Here is a 19,332-nt window from a genome sequence, read left to right as displayed (position 1 = left end):
CATGACAGGCTTCCCCAGATCCCCCAAGCTTACCCGTGCGGGCCTCGTGCTGATCTCGCCCGAAAGTGGCAATGTGGAGCGGATTATCACGCTGCAATATGCCTCGGAGACGCTTTCGCGCTCGCTCGAAGTGCAGGGGATCGCGGATGAGCCGGATCGCTCGCAGCCCCTGCGCCTCACCGGCCCGGCGGTGGAGACGATCACGCTGGAGGCTGAGATGGATGCCACCGACCAGCTCGAATTTCCCGATCAGAACCCCGACACGGTGGAATCCGGCATCTTTCCCGCCCTCTCGGCGCTGGAGACGCTAATCCACCCCACCTCTGCCCAGCTCGAACGGCAGAACGCCCAGGCCACGGCAGGCTCTTTCGAGATCACACCCGCCGAAACGCCGCTCGCGCTTTTCGTCTGGTCGGCCAAACGCATCGTGCCTGTCCGCGTCACCTCCCTGTCAATAACGGAGGAATATTTCGACGCGACGCTCAACCCGATCCGCGCCAAGGTCTCGCTGTCGCTCCGCGTCCTCTCCGTTGATGATCTCGGCTTCCGGCATCGCGGCTCGGGCCTCTACATGGCGTACCTTCAGAGCAAGGAAAACCTCGCCACCAAATCGCTCGGCGGCGCCCTCTCGGCCCTTGGCGTGGGAGCTCTGCCATGAAGAACCCCATTCAGGCCATGTTCGAGGCCGGCATCGTCGAGGCCACAGATTTCCCGCCCGAAAGCCGCTATGCCGGACTGCCGACGAAGACACTCACCGATGCCTCGGGGCGGATCGTCACCTACGTTACCCGCCGCTTCGTGCCGCCACCTGAAGCTTTCGCGACACAGGCCTACCGCATCACGACGGAAGGCGAGCGGCTGGATCAGATCGCCGCCGCCACAATTGGCAACCCGGAAGGCTTCTGGCAGATATGCGACGCCAACCGCGCCCTCTTTGCCGAGGAACTTGAAAAACCGGGCACAGAGGTCCGCCTCACCCTGCCGCAGGGCGTGCCCGGCCCGGAGGAGGAGCTGTGATCAAGGGCATCGACATTTCCGTGCTCTTCGGCCCCGGCGTGCCCGTTCCCGCCCCGCGCGGCGTGGTGGAGGCCTTGCAGGCCGTCAAGGTGATGGAGAACACGGGCGACACCCAGTCCGGTTTCGAACTGTCTTTCGCGCTGGAGAAGGATTCGCCCCTCAACACCATCTTCCTGCTCGCGGGTGGCTCCGCCCTGCCGATTCTGCGTGTCGCCCTTGTCGCCACCATCAACGGAAAGGCCACCAGCCTCATCAACGGTGTCGTGACGAAGACGGACATGCAGCCCGGCACCTCCGGCCAGCCTGCGACCCTCAACGTCACCGGCAAGGACCTGACGGCAACGATGGCCTTCTTCGACTTCTCGGGCCTGCCCTATCCTGCAATGCCGCCCTTCGCGCGGGTTAACCTCATCCTCGCGAAATATGCCTGGCTCGGCATCATCCCGCAGGTCATACCCAGCCTCGAAGGCCCGCCCCTGCCGACGGAAAAGATCCCCCGCCACCAGGACAAGGATCTGGACTATATCCGCAACCTCGCCCGCGAAGCCGGCTATACCTTCTTTCTCAAGCCCGGCCCCGCGCCCGCCACCTCTATCGCCTACTGGGGCCCGGAAATCCGCATCGGCGAAGTGCAGCCGGCGCTCACCATCGAGAGCGGCTTCTCTACCAATTGCGAAGACCTGTCCTTCACTTTCGGCAAGGACGAGGTCGAAATTCCCGTCGTCTATATCCAGAACGCCCTCACCAAGGCCCCGATCCCCATACCCATCCCCGGCGAAATCCCTTTTCAGCCTCCGCTCGGTGCCATTCCGCCGCTGCCGCCGAAGATCAATCGCCTGACCAATACCGCCAACCTCAACCCGTTCGAAGCCGTGGTGCGCGGCTTTGCGGCGGCGGCGCAGAAGGCCGACCCGGTTTCGGGACGCGGCCGGATAGATGTCCTCCGCTACGGCCGCATCCTCCGCGCCCGCTCCCTCGTCGGCGTGCGCGGCGCGGGCCGGGCCTTCGACGGGGTACATTACATCGACAGCGTCACACACGACCTGTCGCGCGGCTCCTACAAACAATCCTTCACCCTCAAACGCAGCGGTCTTCTCCCCACCCGCGCCTCGGTACCGGCATGACCCAGCAGTATTTCGGCAAATATCGCGGCACCGTCGTCAACAACGTCGACCCGCTGGTGACAGGCCGGATCCAGGCGATCGTGCCCGATGTCTCCGGTATCGCCCTGTCGTCATGGTGCATGCCCTGCTTCCCGATGACAGGCATCCAGACCGGCAACATCGCCGTGCCGCCCATCGGTGCCGGCGTCTGGATAGAGTTCGAGAAGGGCGATCCCGATTACCCGATCTGGACGGGCGGCTTCTTCGGATCGGCAGCAGAGGTGCCGGCCCTTGCCCAGCTCACCCCGCCCGGCGTGTCGTCCCTGACGATGCAGACCACCCTGCAGAACGGCGTAACCGTCACCGATTTACCCGGTCCGACGGGGGGAATCGTGCTCAAAACCACAGCCGGCGCATCGCTGATCGTCAATGATACCGGCATCTACATCCAGAACGGACGCGGCGCGTCCATCACCCTTGTCGGCCCAACCGTCACCGTAAACAACGGCGCGCTGACCGTCATCTGAAGGAGGAGACCCATGCCCGGCCCAATGCTGCATCTCGGCGCCACCGTCACCTGCTCCCACGGCGGACAGGCCATCCCGGCATCTCCGAACCCGCGCGTCCTCCTCTCCGGTCAGCCCGCCGTCGCGCAGACGTCACCGTGGCAGGTCGCGGGCTGCGGTTTCGTTCCGGCGGGCGGCAACGGCCCGTGCGTTACCGGCACCTACATCGCCGCCGCCACCCGTGTGCTCATCGCCGGTCAGCCGGCCGTGCTGCTCGACAGCATCTCCACATGCGTGCCCACCGGCACTCCGCTCATCCCGGTGCAGTCGCAAACCCGCGTCATAGGAAGCTGAGGCCATGCAACTCGATTTCCCATACCACTTCGACGCCCGCGACCGTACCGCCGAGACGACGGAGGAGGAACATATCCGCGACCTGATGGAGCAGATCCTGTTCACCTCGCCGGGTGAGCGGGTGAACCGCCCCGATTTCGGCGCCGGCATCTACCAACTGGTGTTTGGCGCGGCCAGTCCCGAGGCGGCGGCGACGGCGGAGTTCATGATCCGTGGCGCACTCCAGCAGTATCTCGGTCAGCACATCACCGTGCAGGATATCGCCGCGGAGGCCGTCGACGCCACGATCACCGTCACCATCGCCTACACTATCCTGCGCTCCGGGGCGCTATCCACCGCCACCTTCAGCCTTGGGGGCGGGTCATGATCTACCATTGCTGCGATCCCCGCCGCCGCGAACTGGTGCTGGAAGCCATTGCCGACGGCACCGCGATCAACGGCATCGACTTCATCGAGGTGCTGGATAACGAGGCACCGGATGACACCCCCCGTCAGCGCACCCTGCTCCTGCGCTTTCTCGACATGACCCCGGGCCTGACGCTCGCCAACCTCGAACTCACCGGCGGCGAGCGCATCGATAATGTCACGATCGAATGGCTCACCCACGCCGATGCTCCCGATGCCACCCTCGCCGAACCCGGCCTCGTCACATGGCTGGCCACGCTGGAAGAACCGCAGAACGTCCTCGTTCTGCGCACGTCGTCCGCCGGGGACTACGCTGGCTACACTCTCCGCCTTGTCAACGCGCCCGGCGCACTATCGCCGCCTCCGGGGCTCGACCGGGTGCTGTCGGAGATCGATTTTTCCTTCAAGGTGGAATGCCCCACGGATTTCGATTGCGCCCCGCGCCATATCTGCCCGGAAGACCCGCCAAAGCAGCCCGCCCTCTCTTATCTTGCCAAGGATTACCAGACCTTCCGTCGGCTGATGCTCGGCCGTATGGCCCAGATCATGCCAGACTGGCGCGAACGCTCGCCCGCCGATCTCGGCATCACACTGGTCGAGGCGCTCTCATACACGGCCGACAGACTTTCCTACGCACAGGATGCCGTAGCAACCGAGTCCTACCTCGCCACCGCCCGCCGTCGCTCCTCAATCCGCCGCCACGCGCGGCTGGTGGATTACCGGATGCACGACGGCGCGAATGCCCGCGCCTGGATACAGGTGCAGATAGAGGATCTGCCGATGGGTGCATCCACTACCATTGACCCACATACACCCTTCCTGACCCGTCTGGCCGGCTTCAACCCGGCAATCGGCGACCCGGACCGACAGGAAGACGCCTACAACCTTTCCCCTATCGTGTTCGAATCCCTTGCACCGAAAAGTCTGTTCGAGGACCACAACGCGATCTTCTTCTACGAGTGGGGCGATGCTGAATGCTGCCTGCCGAAAGGCGCCACCCGCGCGACGCTGGCAGGCAACTATCCGAATCTTCAGGTCGGCGAAGTCCTCATCTTCGAGGAACGCCTCGGCCCCCGGACCGGTCTCGCCGCGGACGCGGATCCGAACATCCGTCATGCCGTCCGCCTCTGCGCGGTGGAGGCGGGACTGACGGACGACCTTTCGGGCAATGCCATCACCGAAATCCGCTGGCACGAGGAAGACGCACTGCCCTTCCCCTTCTGCATCTCTTCCCGGCTCGACGACACCGCCGGCGGCGGCCTTGCAACCAATGTCTCCCACGCCCTCGGCAACATTCTATTGGCGGACCACGGCCAGACGATCGCCGACGAGGATTTGGGACCGGTACCAGAACCGCACCTGCATCTTGTGCCGGAACCATCGGACGATCCCTGCCGTCATCCTGCGCCACGACCTGTTCCGCCGCGGTTCCATCCCGTGCTGAAGGAAGGCCCGGTGTCACAGGTCGCACCCTTCACCGCCGTCAACATCCCGCCACTGCCCGACGATCCGCCGCTGCCGTCGGCCTATGCCGTCCTCCATCCCGGCATGGCCGAACGTCGTCCGGCGGTGGACGTTGCCAGTTCCTCAACTGACTGGAAGGCGTTTCCGGATCTGCTGAATTCCCTCCCCGAAGCTCCGCATTTCGTCGTGGAGACAGAGGCCGACGGCACGGCACGCCTCCGTTTCGGCGATGATCGCAACGGGCGCCGCCCGAACTCCGGCACCGCCTTCGCCGCCACATATCGCGTCGGAAACGGCCGTGTCGGCAACGTCGGCCACGACGCCATCGCCCATGCCATCACCGCCGCCACCAACATCACCGAGATCCGCAACCCCCTGCCCGCCACCGGCGGGGTGGACCGCGAAAGCATGGAAGAGGTCCGGCAGGCCGCACCCTTCGCCTACCGCCGACAGGAACGCTGCGTCACGCCAGAAGACTACGCCCGCCGCGCCGAGCGTTTCCGCGATGTCCAGCGCGCCGCGGCCACCTTTCGTTGGAACGGTCATGGCCACACTGTCTTCGTGACGGTGGATCGTTTCGCGGCCCGCCCGATAACCCCGGAGTTCGAGGCCGACCTACGCGCCTATCTCGATCTCTACCGCATGGCGGGCTACGATCTCGAAATCGATGCTCCGCGCTTCGTGCCGCTGGAAATCGGCCTCTTCATCTGCGCCGGGCCGGACCATTTCCGGTCGCAGGTCCGCGCTGCCGTGCTGGAGACGCTCTCCGCCAACCGCCTGCCGGACGGCACCGTCGGTTTCTTCCACCCCGATAGTTTCACCTTCGGCCAGCCGCTCTACCTCTCCCGCCTCTATGCCCGGATCATGCAGATCGAAGGCGTCGCCTCGGTGGAGGCAACCCGCTTCCGCCGCCGCGGCTCCACCAGCCCGGTGCCGCTGCTGGATGGTGTCGTCACCTTCCAGCGGCTGGAAATCGCCCAACTGGAGAATGACCCCAACTACCCGGAACGCGGTTCACTGGAGATCGAGATGGGAGGCGGCAAATGAGCGACGCACCCATCCGCATCGGCCACCCGGATTCCGGTTTCGAGGCAGACATCTGTGGCTGCTGCGACGGCACCGAACTCGCCACCCTCCGGCCCACGGCCAACCGTCCGAACCTGACGGCCATCGCCTTCCGCGCCGGCGACCACGCCAGCTTCAAGGCGTCGATGCTCACCCGCCTCGCCTCAGCCGCCTATCCGGAACTGAAGGCGCTCGGCACGCGCGAGGATGATGACTTCTCCATCGCTCTCATCGACGCATGGGCCGCCGCCTGCGACGTGCTCACCTTTTATCAGGAACGCCTCGCCAACGAAGCTTATATCGGCACGGCGACGGAGCGGCTCTCCGTCAACGAACTCGCCCGCCTCATCGGCTACCGCCTTCACCCCGGCGCGGCGGCGGAAACCGATCTTGTCATTCTGATGGAGGACCCGCCCGCAGCCGAGCCCGATGTTACCGAACTGCTGGTCCCCGAAGGCACCCGCATCCAGAGCCAGCCCGGCCCCGACGAGATGCCACAGGTGTTCGAGACCATTGAGCCGCTCGAAACCCGCGTCGCCTGGAACACGTTCCGCCCCCGCCTGACCCGACCGATCTTCCCCGATAATGGCGATACATCCACGTGGCTGGCCGGACTGCCCGCACTCCAGGTGGGCGACGCCATTCTCATTGTCGGCAACGATCGCGGCGGATTTGACGGCTCCAGCGCCGACACCGGCTCCGAACTCTGGGACTTCCGTCGTGTCATCTCCGTTGAACCCGATGCCGCCAACGACCGCACCCGCGTCACATGGGACAGGCCACTCGGCTCCGTCACGCCGCCGGGTGACGCCGCTCAGTCCGGCCATCGCTTCTACCATCTGAAGGATCGCGCGTCGCTGTTCGGTTACAACGCGCCGCATCCCCGGATGCTGACATCCATTCAGCGCGCGGAATTCGGCTACACCACCGATCCACTCGTCATTGCCTTGCCGGGCAACCCGCCGCCGCAACCCTCGCCCTCCCGCATCGTCGGTTCGGCTACGGATGTCGGCGATTGGGCCTTCGCTCATCCCGGCACCGGTCAAATTGCTCTCGATGCGGTTTACAAGAGCTTCGTCGCCGACAGTTGGGTCGCACTCACGCTGCCCACCGGCCTCGTCGAAATCTACCGGATCCTCGACGCCAAGGATGACAGCGAGGCCCGTTACGGAATCAGCGGCAAGACAACCCGCCTGAGCTTCGACTCCTCCGAAGGCCTGACCACGTTCGACAATGACTATCGCCGCACCTCGGTCTATGGCGGCAGCACCGAAATCCCCTTCGCCGAGCATCCCGTTACCGACATTGTGGCCGGATCGGATGTGGAACTCGGCCACCGCCTTACCAGCCTTCCCGCCGGGCGCAAACTCATGTTCCGCGGCAAACCCGCCCGCGTCCGATTTGATGGTGCAACCACCGTTTCCATCACCGCAGCCGACGGCGCTGTACAAGCGCTCGTCCCCGGTCAGGAAGTCACGCTTCTGGCTTCGCCCGAACATATTCCCTTCACCATCACCACACGGTACCACCTGCAAACGGATGGCGGCTTCACCGGCACTGCCGTCGTCATTCCCAATTTCATGCGGGCCATTCCTGCGCCCGATGACGTCAGCGAAATCGCCGTATCCGCTACACTCTCCAGCGCCATCACCACGTCGGAGCTTCTCACCCGTCTGATCCTTGAAAATCCCCTTGCCGCCGCTTTCGACCGCGCCTCTCTACGTATCCACGCCAATGTCGCCCGCGCCGCGCATGGCGAAGGCGTTACCGACATTCTCGGCTCCGGCGATCCGTCCCGTCCCTTCCAAAAATTCACGCTGAAACAGGCCCCCGTCACCCATCGCGTCGCCCCTACGGAAACCGGGGTGGAAAGTACGCTCACCCTGCGTGTCGACGGTGCCGAATGGCAGGAAGTGCCGGATCTCCACGACCGCGGCCCTACAGCCCGCGTCTACAAGACCTCGCTCACCGATGCCGGCGAAACCGTCATCGAATTCGGCGACGGAATATCCGGGGCCCGTCCGACGCCGGGCCGCGACAATATCGTGGCGGAGCATTCCAAGGGCCTCGGGCGGGCCGGAAACCTCCGTGCCGGACAACTGACGCTGCCGCTGGATCGCCCCCTTGGCCTGAAGGAAACCCTCAACCCGCTGCCAGCCACCGGCGGCGCGGACCCGGAGGCACATTCGGAGGCACGCCGCAACGCACCCATCTACACCCTGACCCTCGGGCGCGTCGTCTCCCTCACCGACTACCGTGATTTCGCCCTCGGCTTTCCCGGCATTGCCAAGGCCGAATCCCGCTGGGTCTGGCAGGGCGAGACGCGACGCATCGTCGTCACCGTCGCCGGCCCGGAGGGCGCGGAGGTTCCCGAGGGCTCGACGACCCACACCAACCTGCTGAACGCCTTCCGCTCCCTCGGCGATCCGCTGGTCGGCGTCGATCTTCTTTCCTACGCGCCTGCCTTCTTCCGCCTCGGCCTGCGCGTTGCCGTCGATAGCGCCCATGATCCCGAAACCGTCCTTCCCGCCGCCGAGGCCACTCTGCGGTCCGCCTTTGCTTTCGAAACCCGCGATTTCGCGCAAACTCTCGCCCTGTCGGAGATCGCCGCCGCCGCCCACACCGTTCCCGGCCTCACAGCCATCGATGTCGATCTTCTCGCCCGCAGCCAGCCGCCACAGACTGCAGGCACGGCCCATGCCCGCCTCGTCTCCCACCCCAGCAGACGTGGCGCAGACGGCACACTCCTGCCTGCCGAGATCCTCACCCTGCATCCCGGCCCGCTGCAAAAACTGGAGGTGATGGCATGAACCGCATCACACCCGAAGCGCTCTACCGCCTGCTTCCCGCCGTCCACCGTCTCCGCGACGCCGACGAGGGCCAGCCGCTCCGCGCGCTCACCGCCATCCTCGCCCGCGAAGGCGCAGTGGTGGAGGAAAACATAGAGCAACTGCTCGACAATCTCTTCATCGAAACCTGCGAGGATTGGGCCGCGCCCTACGTCGGCGGCACCATCGGCTACCGCCCGCTATACCGGATCGAGGGCACCGACGTCGGCAACCGTGCCGAAGTGGCGAACACTATCGGCTATCGCCGCCGCAAGGGCACGGCGGCCGTGCTGGAACAACTCGCACGGGATGTCACTGGCTGGCCCGCGCATGTCGTCGAGTACTTTCAGCTCACCGCCACCTGTCAGCACATGAACCACATACGCGCCGATCACCATCTCGGCCCCGACCTGCACGACCCGCTGGCGATGGAACCGCTCAACAAGGCGTTCGACGGAACCTCCCGCACGGTCGATGCCCGCTCGATCCAGCAATCGCCCAGCCGGCAGAGCATCGGCGGCAAGCACAACCTGCCCAACATCGGCCTCCACCTCTGGCGCCTGATCCCGATGGCACACACGCAGGTGCCCGCCACGCAGGTCGACGCCCGCCGCTTCCTGTTCGACCCGCTTGGCGCACCCCGGCAACTGGTCAACTGGCCAGAGCCGGAAACCACCATCGCCTCCATCTCGGAGCCGCGCCACCTGCCGGGTCACATATCGCGCCGTGCGCTCGAGGCCGACATGACGGCATTCACTCCCCGTGCCTTCACCATCTTCGTCGGCGGCACCGCGCTTTCCGCCGATGCGCTGGAAGCCTGCGACCTGTCGGACGACGGCCCGGGCTGGAACCACGCGCCACATCCGGCCCCGGCGCCCGGCGATCCGCCCCAGCGCGTCCGCGTCGATCCAGCGCTCGGCCGCATCTCCTTTCCCGAGGATCAGGGCGAAACCGTCGCCACCAGTTTCCACACTGCCTTTCCGGCCCGCATCGGCGGTGGGGAGTACAACCGCGCCGCCAGCTTTCGGCAACGCCCGGAGCAGATGCTCGCGCTTTATCCAAGCCCTGACCACGCAACCCTGCAGGACGCCGTCAACGCCATCTCCACCATCGGCGGCATCGTCGAAATTACCGAAAATGGCGTCTTTGAAGAAACCGTCACCATCAGCGCCGGCGACGGGGCCGAGGTTGTCCTCCGCGCCGCCGACGGCATCCGCCCCATCCTGCGGCTCGATGGTATCCTGCATATCCAAGGTGCGGCCGACGCCCGCGTCACGCTCGACGGCCTGGTGCTGGAACGTCGCCGCATCAACATCCGCGAGAACCCAGACGGCATCTCCCTCAAGGAAGTGACATTCCGCCACTGCACCCTCGTCCCCGGCCGCGCCTTCAGCCAAACCGGAGAACCGGCAAACCCGAACGCCATTGCCCTCACCGTCTCCACCACCGGGCTGGAACTTTTTCTTGATCGCAGCATCTCCGGCCCGATCCGGATGCACGAGACGACCAATGCCGAGATTCGCGACAGCATCGTCGATGCCGCCTCCGCCGACAGTGGCGACAGTCCCGCCGCCCGCGCGCTGTTCGGCACCGGGCCGGAAACCGAACCCGCCGGCGCGCTGACCATAATCGCCAGCACCGTCATCGGCCGTATCTACGCCCGCGCCTTCCCGCTGGTATCGGACAGCATCCTCCTTGCCCGCACCGACGATGGCTCCGCACCCGTCCGCGCCGTCCGCCGCCAACAGGGCTGCATCCGCTTCACATGGCTGCCACAGGACAGTGTGACCCCCCGCCGCTACCGCTGCCAGCCGCAACTGGCGATCGACCACGCGATCGCCATTCAGGAACAACTCGGCGCCGTCTCCCCCGCAACCCGTGGGCTGATCACCAGCCGCATCACCCGCTGGCTGCGGCCCAGCTTCACGGCCCTGACCGCCAGCCACCCCGCCTACTGCCAGCTACGCGACGCCGCGCCGTTCGAGATCCGCGAGGGCGCGTCCGATGATGGCGAGATGGGCGTATGGCACCTCATCGCCGCGCCCCAGCGCGAGGCCAACCTCCGCATCCGGCTGGAGGAATACCTCCGCTTCGGGCTGGAGGCCGGCATCTTCCATGAAACGTGACGTCCAAGGAGAGAACCAATGAGCGGTGACTACAGCAGAGACAGCTTCAACGCGCTCCGGGATTTCGCGAGCGTCTATCTTCAGCAGGGACGCCCGGTGCTGGACAGCGACTGGAACGAGATGGTCGACATCTTCGAACGGCGCATCCGTACCGCAACCGTCGATACCATCGGCCGCGCCGTCGTTCCGCGCGAAACCATCGACGGCTTCGAAATCCGCTTCACCCCGGCGGGTGACGGGCTGGAGATCGGCCGTGGCCGCAAGTACCTCGACGGTATTCTGCTCGAATGTCACGGCGCCGCCAATTTCACTGGCGGGGCCCCGACCTTGTCGGACCCTGTATTCGACCGCGCCCGCCCGGACACCACCACGCCTGTCGGCGAAGGCCCGGAAGGCGTGCTCGACGAAATGATCCCCCCGCCCGAAGGCGACTTCGTACCCTACGGTGCACAGCCCTACTGGCCAACGCCGGAAGACCTCGTCACCCAGGGCACTCACGTCGCCTATGTCGTCGCCTGGCAGCGAGAGGTAACGCCCGTCGAAATGCCTTCTCTGCTGGAGCCGGCCCTCGGCGGCAATGACACTACCACCCGCCTGCAAACCGTCTGGCAGGTCCGCACCCACCCCGCACCTGATGGCACCACCTGTGCGACACCCGACGCCGACATCCCCGGCTTCGAGGCCCTCACCGCCCCCAGCCCGGCCCGTCTCACCACCGGTACCCGCGACATCGAGGACCCGGAGGATCCCTGCCTCGTCCCGCCAACCGAAGGCTACTCCGGCATCGAGAACCAGTTCTATCGTGTGGAGATACACACCCCCGGCGAACCGGACGCGAACGGCAATCCTCCGGCACAGGAGGCAGCCAGCTTCAAGTTCAGTCGCGAAAACGCCTCTGTCATCGCTGCAGTGGAGACGATCACGCCGTCCGCCACCGCTCACAGCGTTACCGTCAGCCGCATAGGTCGCGACGAGATCCTGCGCTTCCGCGCCGGAGACTGGGTCGAACTCACCGACAATCACCGGGAATTCAATCACCGCTCGGGCGAGATGCTGCGCATTGCCGACGTCCACCCCGAGACCCGCGAGATCGAGTTTGAGACGCCCATCGCCGATGCCGAGCTCATCCCCTCCGGCGCTGGCAGCGACACCACCACCATACGCCGCACCCGCCTGATCCGCTGGGATCAGCGCGGTGTCATCCGGCTGGCCGACGACGCCGGCACCGAATGGGTGGACCTCGATGCCCCCGGCGCCGATGGTCTCATCCCCGTCCCGCCCGCTGGCACCGCTTTGGTGCTGGAAAACGGCATCACCGTCGAATTTTCCACCGCCGCGGGCCCCGGCAGCTACCGCGCGATGGATCACTGGCGCTTCGCCGCCCGCACCGCCGGCACCCAGGTGGAGGAACTGCGACAGGCCCCGCCAGACGGCATCCAGCGCCACTACTGCCGTCTGGCCGTCGTTGCCTTCGGCACGCCGAATGCTCCGGGCAGCATTCTCGATTGCCGAACCTTTTGGCCGCCAGTCTTTGAGGGCGATGGCGAAGGCTGCTTCTGCACCGTTTGCGTCACCGCCGAGCAGCACAACTCCGGCGAACTGACGATCCAGCAGGCCATCGACCAGATCCCTGCAGCCGGCGGCACCGTCTGCCTCGAAGCGGGCAATTACCTCCTCTCCGATCCAGTGGTCGTGGAGGATCGCAACGCCCTCACCATCGCGGGGCAGGGCCTCGGAACCATCCTGCTCTATCAGGGCGAGGGCGCGGCCTTTCAGGTCCGGACCGCCAACGACATCCAACTTGAACGCTTCAGCCTGCTCGTTGCCCCGGACGAGGATGAGAACGGCAGCCCACAGCTCGCCCACGGAATCGCGGCCATCAACACCGGCCTTCTGGCCTTCCGTCGCCTGGCCGTCCTGGTCTTCGGCCCCAACCCTGAGGACAGCTTCAACCACGGCATCGCGCTCGACGGCACCCAGATCGGCGTGAAGGTCGAGGAATGCGTCGTCGTCGCCCCGATAGCGTTGGGCTCTCGTTCCACGTTCGGGCTGGATGCCGACGGCGACCTGACCTTCGCCGCCTTCGCCGAACTGCGGGTGCTGGATTGCATCCTGTTCGGCGGCCGTATCGCCGTGCAGTTCGACCGGGTGGCGATGAACATCTCCGCCGCGCTGCTCTCGCGCAACCTCGTGTTCTCGTCAGGTACCGGTATCCGCATCAACTGGGCCGAAATTCCGGCGGCCAGCCTCTCAATAGACAATTCGACCATCGTAGCCGACCGCACGGCCCTTCTCATCGGGGCCGACACCGCCCGGATACTGGATTGCGAAATTTCGGCGGGTGACGAAGGCGGCGACGGTATTTTGCTCGTTCCAAATATCGTGCCGGAGGCCCGCACCGACGCCCAGATTATCGGCAACACCATCTTCGACCTTGCGGGCGCCGGCATCCGCATTTCCGGCATCCACGACACCATCCTCATCAAGCGCAACCTCATCCGCCGTTGCGACGAGGCCGGCATCGCCACCACCCCCGAGGCCGAAATCCGCCACATCGCCATCGACAACAATGCCATCGAGGATATCACCGGCATCACCGGCGAACTCGGGGCTGCGGGTATCGTGCTGACGACAGCCGCATCCGGCCAGATCGTCGGCAACGGCATAAACGATATCGGCGGCGGCGGACAGGACGGGCAGGTCTTTGCCGGCATTGCCGTGCAGGGTTCCGCCGCCATCGATATCAGCCACAACACCATCATTGCGGTCGGCCCGGACAGCGCCGAGGTACGCGCATACGGGATCTACGTCGCCCCGCCAGTTCTGACGGTAACGATCAGCGACAATCGCATCATCGCCCGGCCTGCCGCCGCAGCGTCCGACTTCCTGTCATGGCGCGGCATCCAGATCGGCCAGGACAGGGTGATCGACCCCGACACCACTCCAGGAACCACCGTCGGCAATATCACCGCAGAATTGCCGACCTATCGGCCAAACACCGCCGCCTACCTGTCGGCCGGCGAAACCGTCTACCGCGTCGCCGCCGCCAGCTTCGTCGCCACACCGCTGGGCGCCCCGTCTCAGATCGGCATCAGGGGCAATCAGGTGCGCTCGTCGCGCATGGTCACACAACCGTTGGTGCAGATCATCGGCGCCGGTGCGCGCAGCATCGACTTCAGCAACAACCAGTGCGATCTTCAGGGCGTGCGCGACGACATCTTCGTCTTCGATGTCGTGCAGGCGGCCGCACCACGCATCAGCCTGTCGGCCAACACCATCACCCACAACACCTTCGGCACGTCCATCCGGCTGGTGACAGGCGCAAACGGCGCGGCCACGCCGATCGGCAATATCACGTCAGAGGAAATCGTCCTGAACGGCGCAACGCTCGGCCAGCCATTCGCCGCGCTGAACCTTCAGGCCTGAGTCAGAGAAGAGGGGAAAACAATGCCGACACGCATCGCCACACTGGGCCGCGAAAGGCGCATCGCCACGCTGGCCCGCCGCGTCTATCGCATCGAAGGCACGGGCAGCGCCGAGTCCCAGCGCCTGGCCGAGGCGGCGCTCCTGCGCGCCAACCCGCGCCTCGCCACGCCCGAGGGGTTCCGCAATGGTGCCGCCATCGTCGTCCCGGCTGTCCGGGGGCTGGAACTGGCCGAAGCGGTGCTCGCCACCCGCGCCGCACCCGAAGATCTCGCCGGTGAAACCCGGCTCCGTCTGCAGGCCAGTGCCTCCCGCATCGAGGGCCGCTTCGTCGCCGCCGAGGCCAGCGCGGCAGCCTCGCTCCAGCAGATTCAGGACCCGGCCTTCCGCCGCACCCTCGCCCGAACCTTGCCGGAAGCCGAGGAACTGGTCGCGACGGCCGAGCGCAACATCGCTCAGCGTCGCAGCGAGAACGCGGAACGCAACGGGCTGTTCCAGGAGGCACTGACAGAGGCTATCTCCGCCGTGGAAGTCTTGCAGAAATTGGCCGAATCCGCCCGCAACTCCGGCAGGTAGCGCGCGGCCTCCATCATGCCTCCACGCAACCGCGGGGCGGGCAAGTCCGGCCGCGCCCCGTCGTCCCGTTCCACACCGATCCGCAGATGATCGTCAGTGCCAGCAAACGCTGCGCCGTCAGCACCTCGCCCAACACCACCGTGCCGATCACCACCCCAGCGACGGGCACGGCAAAGTTCACCTGCGCCATCCGTGTCGCCCCGAGGCGCGGCACGAGGTGGAAATAGATCAGGTTGGCACAGGCAGTCGAAAACAGCCCCAGATAGACAATCGTGCCCAGCGATGACAGGTCGAAGTCCACCGCGCCCACATCCGCGCCCCTCATCGCAGCCACCGTGCAAATAACAGCCGTCCCCACCAGCATCGACCCCGCAGCCATTTCCAACGCCGGTCGCCTTACCCATCGCCGGATGAAGATCGTCGAGGCCGCGTAACACACCGCCGCCGCCAGAATTGCCACTTGCCCGCCAAGATGCGCACCGATGCCGCCCAGTGCCGAAGGCCCCACCAGCACCGCCACCCCGGCCAACCCTCCACAAACGCCGGCAATACTGCGCACCGTCATCCGCTCGTCCGCGATCAGCCAGTTGGCAAGCAGCAGCGTCACCACCGGCGCCACACCGATTAGGATCGACGCCAGCGCACTGTCCACGACCTTCTCCCCTTGGGTGATCAACAGGAACGGCAGTACACTGCCCAATAGCCCTGTCACCGCATAGGCACCCCAGTCGCACAGCCGTCGCGACAGCCGCATCCCACGCAGTTTCAACACCGCTAGGATCACGGCACTGCCGACCAGCATCCGCCCGGCAACCAGCACCATCACCGGCAGCGGGGCGACCCCTACCTTTATGACAGCATAGGAGGATCCCCACATCATCGCCAGCAAGAGCCAAAGCAGAATGTCCTGAACCGTCGACTTGCTCATGTCGGAGACTCCTGTAATGTGCTTCGATAATCGTAGCAAATTACATCGCTACTGTTTTCGTAGCAAGGAGTTTCCGTTGCCAGAACCTTCGAGGCCCGTAGCCGGCCACGGCGATCCGGTTCCCGGCTCCCGCAGCGGCCAGCCGATCATGGTGCTGTTCGACCTGCTCAGCCGTCGCTGGACCATGGGCATTCTCTGGAATCTGTCCGATGGCAACCGCACGTTCCGGGATTTGCAGTCCCGCTGCGGATCCGCCTCGCCCAGTGTCCTCAATACCCGTCTGAAGGAACTCCGCTCCGTCGAATTGGTGGAGAAGGCAGCGGACGGTTACGCGCTGACAGTGACAGGCCGCGAGCTATTCGGCCATCTAGAACCGCTCGGCGACTGGGCGATGGAATGGGTACCGTCAGTTGGAAACGGGGCAGAGCCGAAGCCGACCACCCGTAAGCGGTGAAACCAACCTGTCCTCCCGCCTGCTTGCGACCACCTTCCGTTGCGGTAACTGGGGCACGTCCAAACCCATGCATCCCTCGGGCGACATGCCGGAGCCTTCGAACCCTGCCCGTAGGCCACGTCAGGCACTTCTGGAGCGGGCGAGCCCTTCGACGCAAAACCCGGAAAGGCTCGCGAGCGAGCAAAGTGAGCTTTTGCTGCTCGCGCAGAAATGCCTGTTTAGCGGTGGCGACGACTCGCAACTCGACCAAGACACCTTCAGAAGCGAACCCGGCTACTTCAACAGCAGTCCAAGCGGGATAGGGGTCACATATCCTTTTTCCCCAAATTGCCTTGAAGACTTCCAGATGTTCCTTCAGTCCCATGTGGTAGCTGGTAATTTCTACGATGTGGCTGGTGTCCATTCCAGCTTCTTCCAAAACACTGAAAATTTGGTCGAAAGCCGTATCAATCTGCTTTGCGGCATCCTCTCAGACTATGCCGTCCAGCGCCATGCCGTTGAAACCTGTCAAAAATAGGAAACCGTCCACTTCGGAACCAGGAGCCATTTTCCAGTCCTTGTAAATGCTCGACATGGCTTTCGGGATAATTGCTTGTTTAATCAAATTCCTGATCCATTGAATCCAATTCGTTGCTTTTCCAGACGTTCGCTGCGTCGCCGATTAAAAGCAAGATTGGCTCTTTTAAGACCTTCGCCGCTCTATGGGCGAGGGTCCGTTTCTCCATCTGGGTCAGATCTTTGACGTAAAGGTCAAAGTTGTCTGACGACTGACATGGGGAAAATGGTGAGCCCGACAGGATTCGAACCTGTGACCCACTGATTAAAAGTCAGTTGCTCTACCAACTGAGCTACGGGCCCACGCGAGGGGATCACCTAGCCGTGGTTCGGCGGAGGGTCAAGAGGATTCGCGGGAGTTTTTGAGGCTTTGTTACGGTTTGGTTGCGGCACTGGCGTCAGCGCTGCTGTTCGATTATATGGCGCCCATGGTTACAAGCGCGTCCACCGCGCCGGTCCGCTTTCGCAAGATGCACGGGCTCGGCAATGATTTCGTGATCATCGACGCCCGCGCGGGTGTCGATCAGGTGACGCCTGCGCTGGCGCAGGCGCTGGGCGACAGGCATCGTGGCGTTGGGTTCGACCAACTGGCGGTGATCCATGCCGACCCGTCCGCCGATGCGAGGCTGACATTTTGGAATGCCGATGGCTCCCTCTCTGCCGCCTGCGGAAACGCGACGCGCTGCATCGCCCGGCTGCTGATGGAGGAGAGTGGCGCGGAACGGCTGCGGCTGCGGACGGATTTCGACGTGCTGATCGCCGAGGAGGCCGGAAACGGGCTGACGCGGGTGAACATGGGCCGCCCGGCGCTCGACTGGGCCGATGTGCCGCTGGCGGAGCCGCACGACACGGTGGCGCTGCCACTTCCCGGCGCTCCGGGAGCGCTGAGCATGGGCAATCCGCATTGCGTGTTCTTCGTCAGCGATGCCGAGGGTGCGGATATCGCAGCGCAGGGGGCGGAATACGAAACTCACCCGCTGTTCCCCGAGCGGACCAACGTGGAGATGGTGCAGGTACTGGCGCCGGACAGACTGCGCCTGCGCATCTGGGAACGGGGCGTGGGCATCACACTCGCGTCCGGATCCTGCGCCTGTGCGGCGCTGGTGGCTGCGGCCCGCAAGGGACTGGCCGAGCGGGTGGCGACGATCGTGGTCGATGGCGGCGAGTTGCACGGCGCGTGGCGCGACGATGGTGTCTGGCTGACCGGGCCGACGCAGAAAGTGTTCGAGGCGGAGATCTCGGCGGAGTTCGGCTTGTGAGCGCGCCGAAGTTCGAAACCTTTGGCTGCCGCCTGAACGCCTACGAGACCGAGGCGATGAAGGAACTGGCGGCCGGTGCCGGCCTTGAGAACGCCGTGGTGGTGAACACCTGCGCCGTGACGACGGAGGCCGTGCGCCAGAGCCGCCAGCGCATCCGGCGGTTGGCGAAGGACAACCCAGGTGCCAGAATCATCGTGACGGGATGCGCAGCACAGACGGAGCCCGAGACCTATTCGGCCATGCCCGAAGTGGCGCATGTGGTCGGCAACCTCGAGAAGATGCGCGGCGAAACATGGGCGGGCCTGACCGGTGCGGATTTCATTGGCGAGACGGAGCGGGTGCAGGTCGATGACATCATGTCTGCCACCGAGACGGCGGGGCATCTGATCGACGGGTTCGGCACGCGGGCGCGCGCGTATGTGCAGGTGCAGAACGGCTGCGACCATCGCTGCACCTTCTGCATCATTCCCTATGGCCGCGGCAATTCCCGCTCCGTTCCTGCGGGCGTGGTGGTGGAACAGATCCAGAGGCTGGTGGAACGCGGCTACCACGAGGTCGTGCTGACGGGGGTGGACCTGACGAGCTGGGGTTCGGATCTGCCCGCCGTCCCGAAGCTGGGCGATCTGGTGCAGCGCATCCTGAAGCTGGTGCCGGGCTTGGCGCGGCTGCGGATTTCCTCCATCGACAGTATCGAGGCTGACCCGGCGCTGGTGGAGGCGATCGCTTCCGAGTCGCGGTTGATGCCGCATCTGCATCTTTCCCTTCAGGCGGGCGACGACTTGATCCTGAAGCGGATGAAGCGACGGCACCTGCGCGACGATGCCATCCGCTTTTGTGCCGACATGCGGGCAGCGCGGCCCGATATCGTTTTCGGCGCCGATATCATCGCGGGATTTCCGACGGAAACGGAAGAGATGTTCGCCCGGTCGCTGGACCTGGTGGAAGAGTGCGGGCTGACATGGCTGCACGTGTTCCCCTATTCCGTGCGCCACGGCACGCCGGCCGCGAAGATGCCGCAGGTTGATGGCGTGGCGATCAAGGAACGGGCGGCGCGCTTGCGGGCCGCGGGTGAAGCACGTGTGGCGGCACATCTGGCGGCGCAGGTCGGCCGTGAAGCGGAAGTGCTGACCGAAACGCCCGAGCGGGGGCGTCTGAGGGATTTCACCGAAGTCCGGTTCACGCAGCCGGTGGCGGAGGGTGCGCTGGTGCGCGCACGTCTGGTGAGCATGGACGAAGGCGCGATGCTGGGCGAAGCGGCGGCCTGACACC

General features: G+C 65.1%; 15 protein-coding genes, 1 tRNA gene and 1 pseudogene. 14 read left to right on the top strand and 3 right to left on the bottom strand.

What is annotated here, in order from left to right:
- Position 1 precedes the first annotated feature (1 nt).
- Genes GO499_RS16575 through GO499_RS16525 form a run of 11 tightly spaced genes read left to right on the top strand, consistent with a single transcriptional unit; the run spans position 2 to position 14,867 of the window.
- Positions 2-658, top strand: a complete 657-nt coding sequence (locus GO499_RS16575) for a hypothetical protein (RefSeq protein ID WP_161863220.1) — start codon at positions 2-4, stop codon at positions 656-658.
- A complete protein-coding gene (locus tag GO499_RS16570) occupies positions 655-1,017 on the top strand; it encodes a hypothetical protein (protein WP_284154790.1) in 363 nt (120 codons plus the stop codon). The genes GO499_RS16575 and GO499_RS16570 overlap by 4 nt, the downstream gene beginning before the upstream one ends.
- On the top strand, positions 1,014-2,141 hold the full coding sequence (locus GO499_RS16565; protein WP_161863219.1) for a hypothetical protein: 1,128 nt from the start codon (positions 1,014-1,016) through the stop codon (positions 2,139-2,141). Before GO499_RS16570 ends, GO499_RS16565 begins: the two co-directional genes overlap by 4 nt.
- Positions 2,138-2,647, top strand: a complete 510-nt coding sequence (locus GO499_RS16560; RefSeq protein ID WP_161863218.1) for a phage baseplate assembly protein V — start codon at positions 2,138-2,140, stop codon at positions 2,645-2,647. Before GO499_RS16565 ends, GO499_RS16560 begins: the two co-directional genes overlap by 4 nt.
- Positions 2,648-2,659: 12 nt before the next feature.
- Complete coding sequence (locus GO499_RS16555) at positions 2,660-2,980, top strand: hypothetical protein (RefSeq protein ID WP_161863217.1); 321 nt, start codon at positions 2,660-2,662, stop codon at positions 2,978-2,980.
- Between the two features lie 4 nt (positions 2,981-2,984).
- A complete protein-coding gene (locus tag GO499_RS16550) occupies positions 2,985-3,347 on the top strand; it encodes a GPW/gp25 family protein (protein WP_161863216.1) in 363 nt (120 codons plus the stop codon).
- The gene (locus tag GO499_RS16545) at positions 3,344-5,896 is read left to right on the top strand and encodes a putative baseplate assembly protein (RefSeq protein WP_161863215.1); all 2,553 of its coding nucleotides are present in this window, start codon (positions 3,344-3,346) and stop codon (positions 5,894-5,896) included. Before GO499_RS16550 ends, GO499_RS16545 begins: the two co-directional genes overlap by 4 nt.
- Positions 5,893-8,724, top strand: a complete 2,832-nt coding sequence (locus GO499_RS16540) for a putative baseplate assembly protein (RefSeq protein WP_161863214.1) — start codon at positions 5,893-5,895, stop codon at positions 8,722-8,724. The genes GO499_RS16545 and GO499_RS16540 overlap by 4 nt, the downstream gene beginning before the upstream one ends.
- Entirely contained in the window at positions 8,721-10,868 is a 2,148-nt protein-coding gene (locus tag GO499_RS16535; protein ID WP_161863213.1) for a hypothetical protein, read from the top strand. The genes GO499_RS16540 and GO499_RS16535 overlap by 4 nt, the downstream gene beginning before the upstream one ends.
- Positions 10,869-10,886: 18 nt before the next feature.
- On the top strand, positions 10,887-14,294 hold the full coding sequence (locus tag GO499_RS16530) for a DUF6519 domain-containing protein (protein WP_161863212.1): 3,408 nt from the start codon (positions 10,887-10,889) through the stop codon (positions 14,292-14,294).
- Positions 14,295-14,315: 21 nt separating this feature from the next.
- Positions 14,316-14,867: a hypothetical protein gene (locus tag GO499_RS16525; protein WP_161863211.1), complete on the top strand. Its 552-nt coding sequence runs from the start codon at positions 14,316-14,318 to the stop codon at positions 14,865-14,867.
- Positions 14,868-14,880: 13 nt separating this feature from the next.
- Here the strand turns inward: GO499_RS16525 and GO499_RS16520 are convergent, their stop codons facing one another.
- A complete protein-coding gene (locus GO499_RS16520) occupies positions 14,881-15,795 on the bottom strand; it encodes a DMT family transporter (RefSeq protein WP_161863210.1) in 915 nt (304 codons plus the stop codon).
- Between the two features lie 76 nt (positions 15,796-15,871).
- On the opposite strand from GO499_RS16520, the gene GO499_RS16515 reads away from it, so the two are divergent.
- Positions 15,872-16,249, top strand: a complete 378-nt coding sequence (locus GO499_RS16515; RefSeq protein WP_161863209.1) for a winged helix-turn-helix transcriptional regulator — start codon at positions 15,872-15,874, stop codon at positions 16,247-16,249.
- Positions 16,250-16,532: 283 nt separating this feature from the next.
- On the opposite strand, the pseudogene GO499_RS19925 reads toward GO499_RS16515, so the two are convergent.
- Both GO499_RS19925 and GO499_RS16505 read right to left on the bottom strand, forming a co-directional pair.
- Positions 16,533-16,667: pseudogene (locus GO499_RS19925) on the bottom strand (RidA family protein); the annotation flags it as partial.
- 364 nt (positions 16,668-17,031) lie between these two features.
- Positions 17,032-17,107: transfer RNA gene (locus GO499_RS16505), tRNA-Lys, on the bottom strand.
- Positions 17,108-17,232: 125 nt separating this feature from the next.
- Here GO499_RS16505 and dapF point away from each other — a divergent pair.
- Both dapF and mtaB read left to right on the top strand, forming a co-directional pair.
- Positions 17,233-18,063 (top strand): diaminopimelate epimerase, encoded by an 831-nt coding sequence (gene dapF / locus GO499_RS16500; protein ID WP_284154788.1) that lies wholly within the window; start codon positions 17,233-17,235, stop codon positions 18,061-18,063.
- Positions 18,060-19,328: a tRNA (N(6)-L-threonylcarbamoyladenosine(37)-C(2))-methylthiotransferase MtaB gene (gene mtaB, locus GO499_RS16495; RefSeq protein WP_161863208.1), complete on the top strand. Its 1,269-nt coding sequence runs from the start codon at positions 18,060-18,062 to the stop codon at positions 19,326-19,328. The genes dapF and mtaB overlap by 4 nt, the downstream gene beginning before the upstream one ends.
- Positions 19,329-19,332: the final 4 nt, after the last annotated feature.

The sequence above is a fragment of the Algicella marina genome, from assembly GCF_009931615.1.
GTDB classification, from domain to species: domain Bacteria; phylum Pseudomonadota; class Alphaproteobacteria; order Rhodobacterales; family Rhodobacteraceae; genus Algicella; species Algicella marina.
The sequence above is the reverse complement of the archived record's forward strand: the minus strand, read 5'-3'. Positions and strand labels throughout refer to the sequence as shown.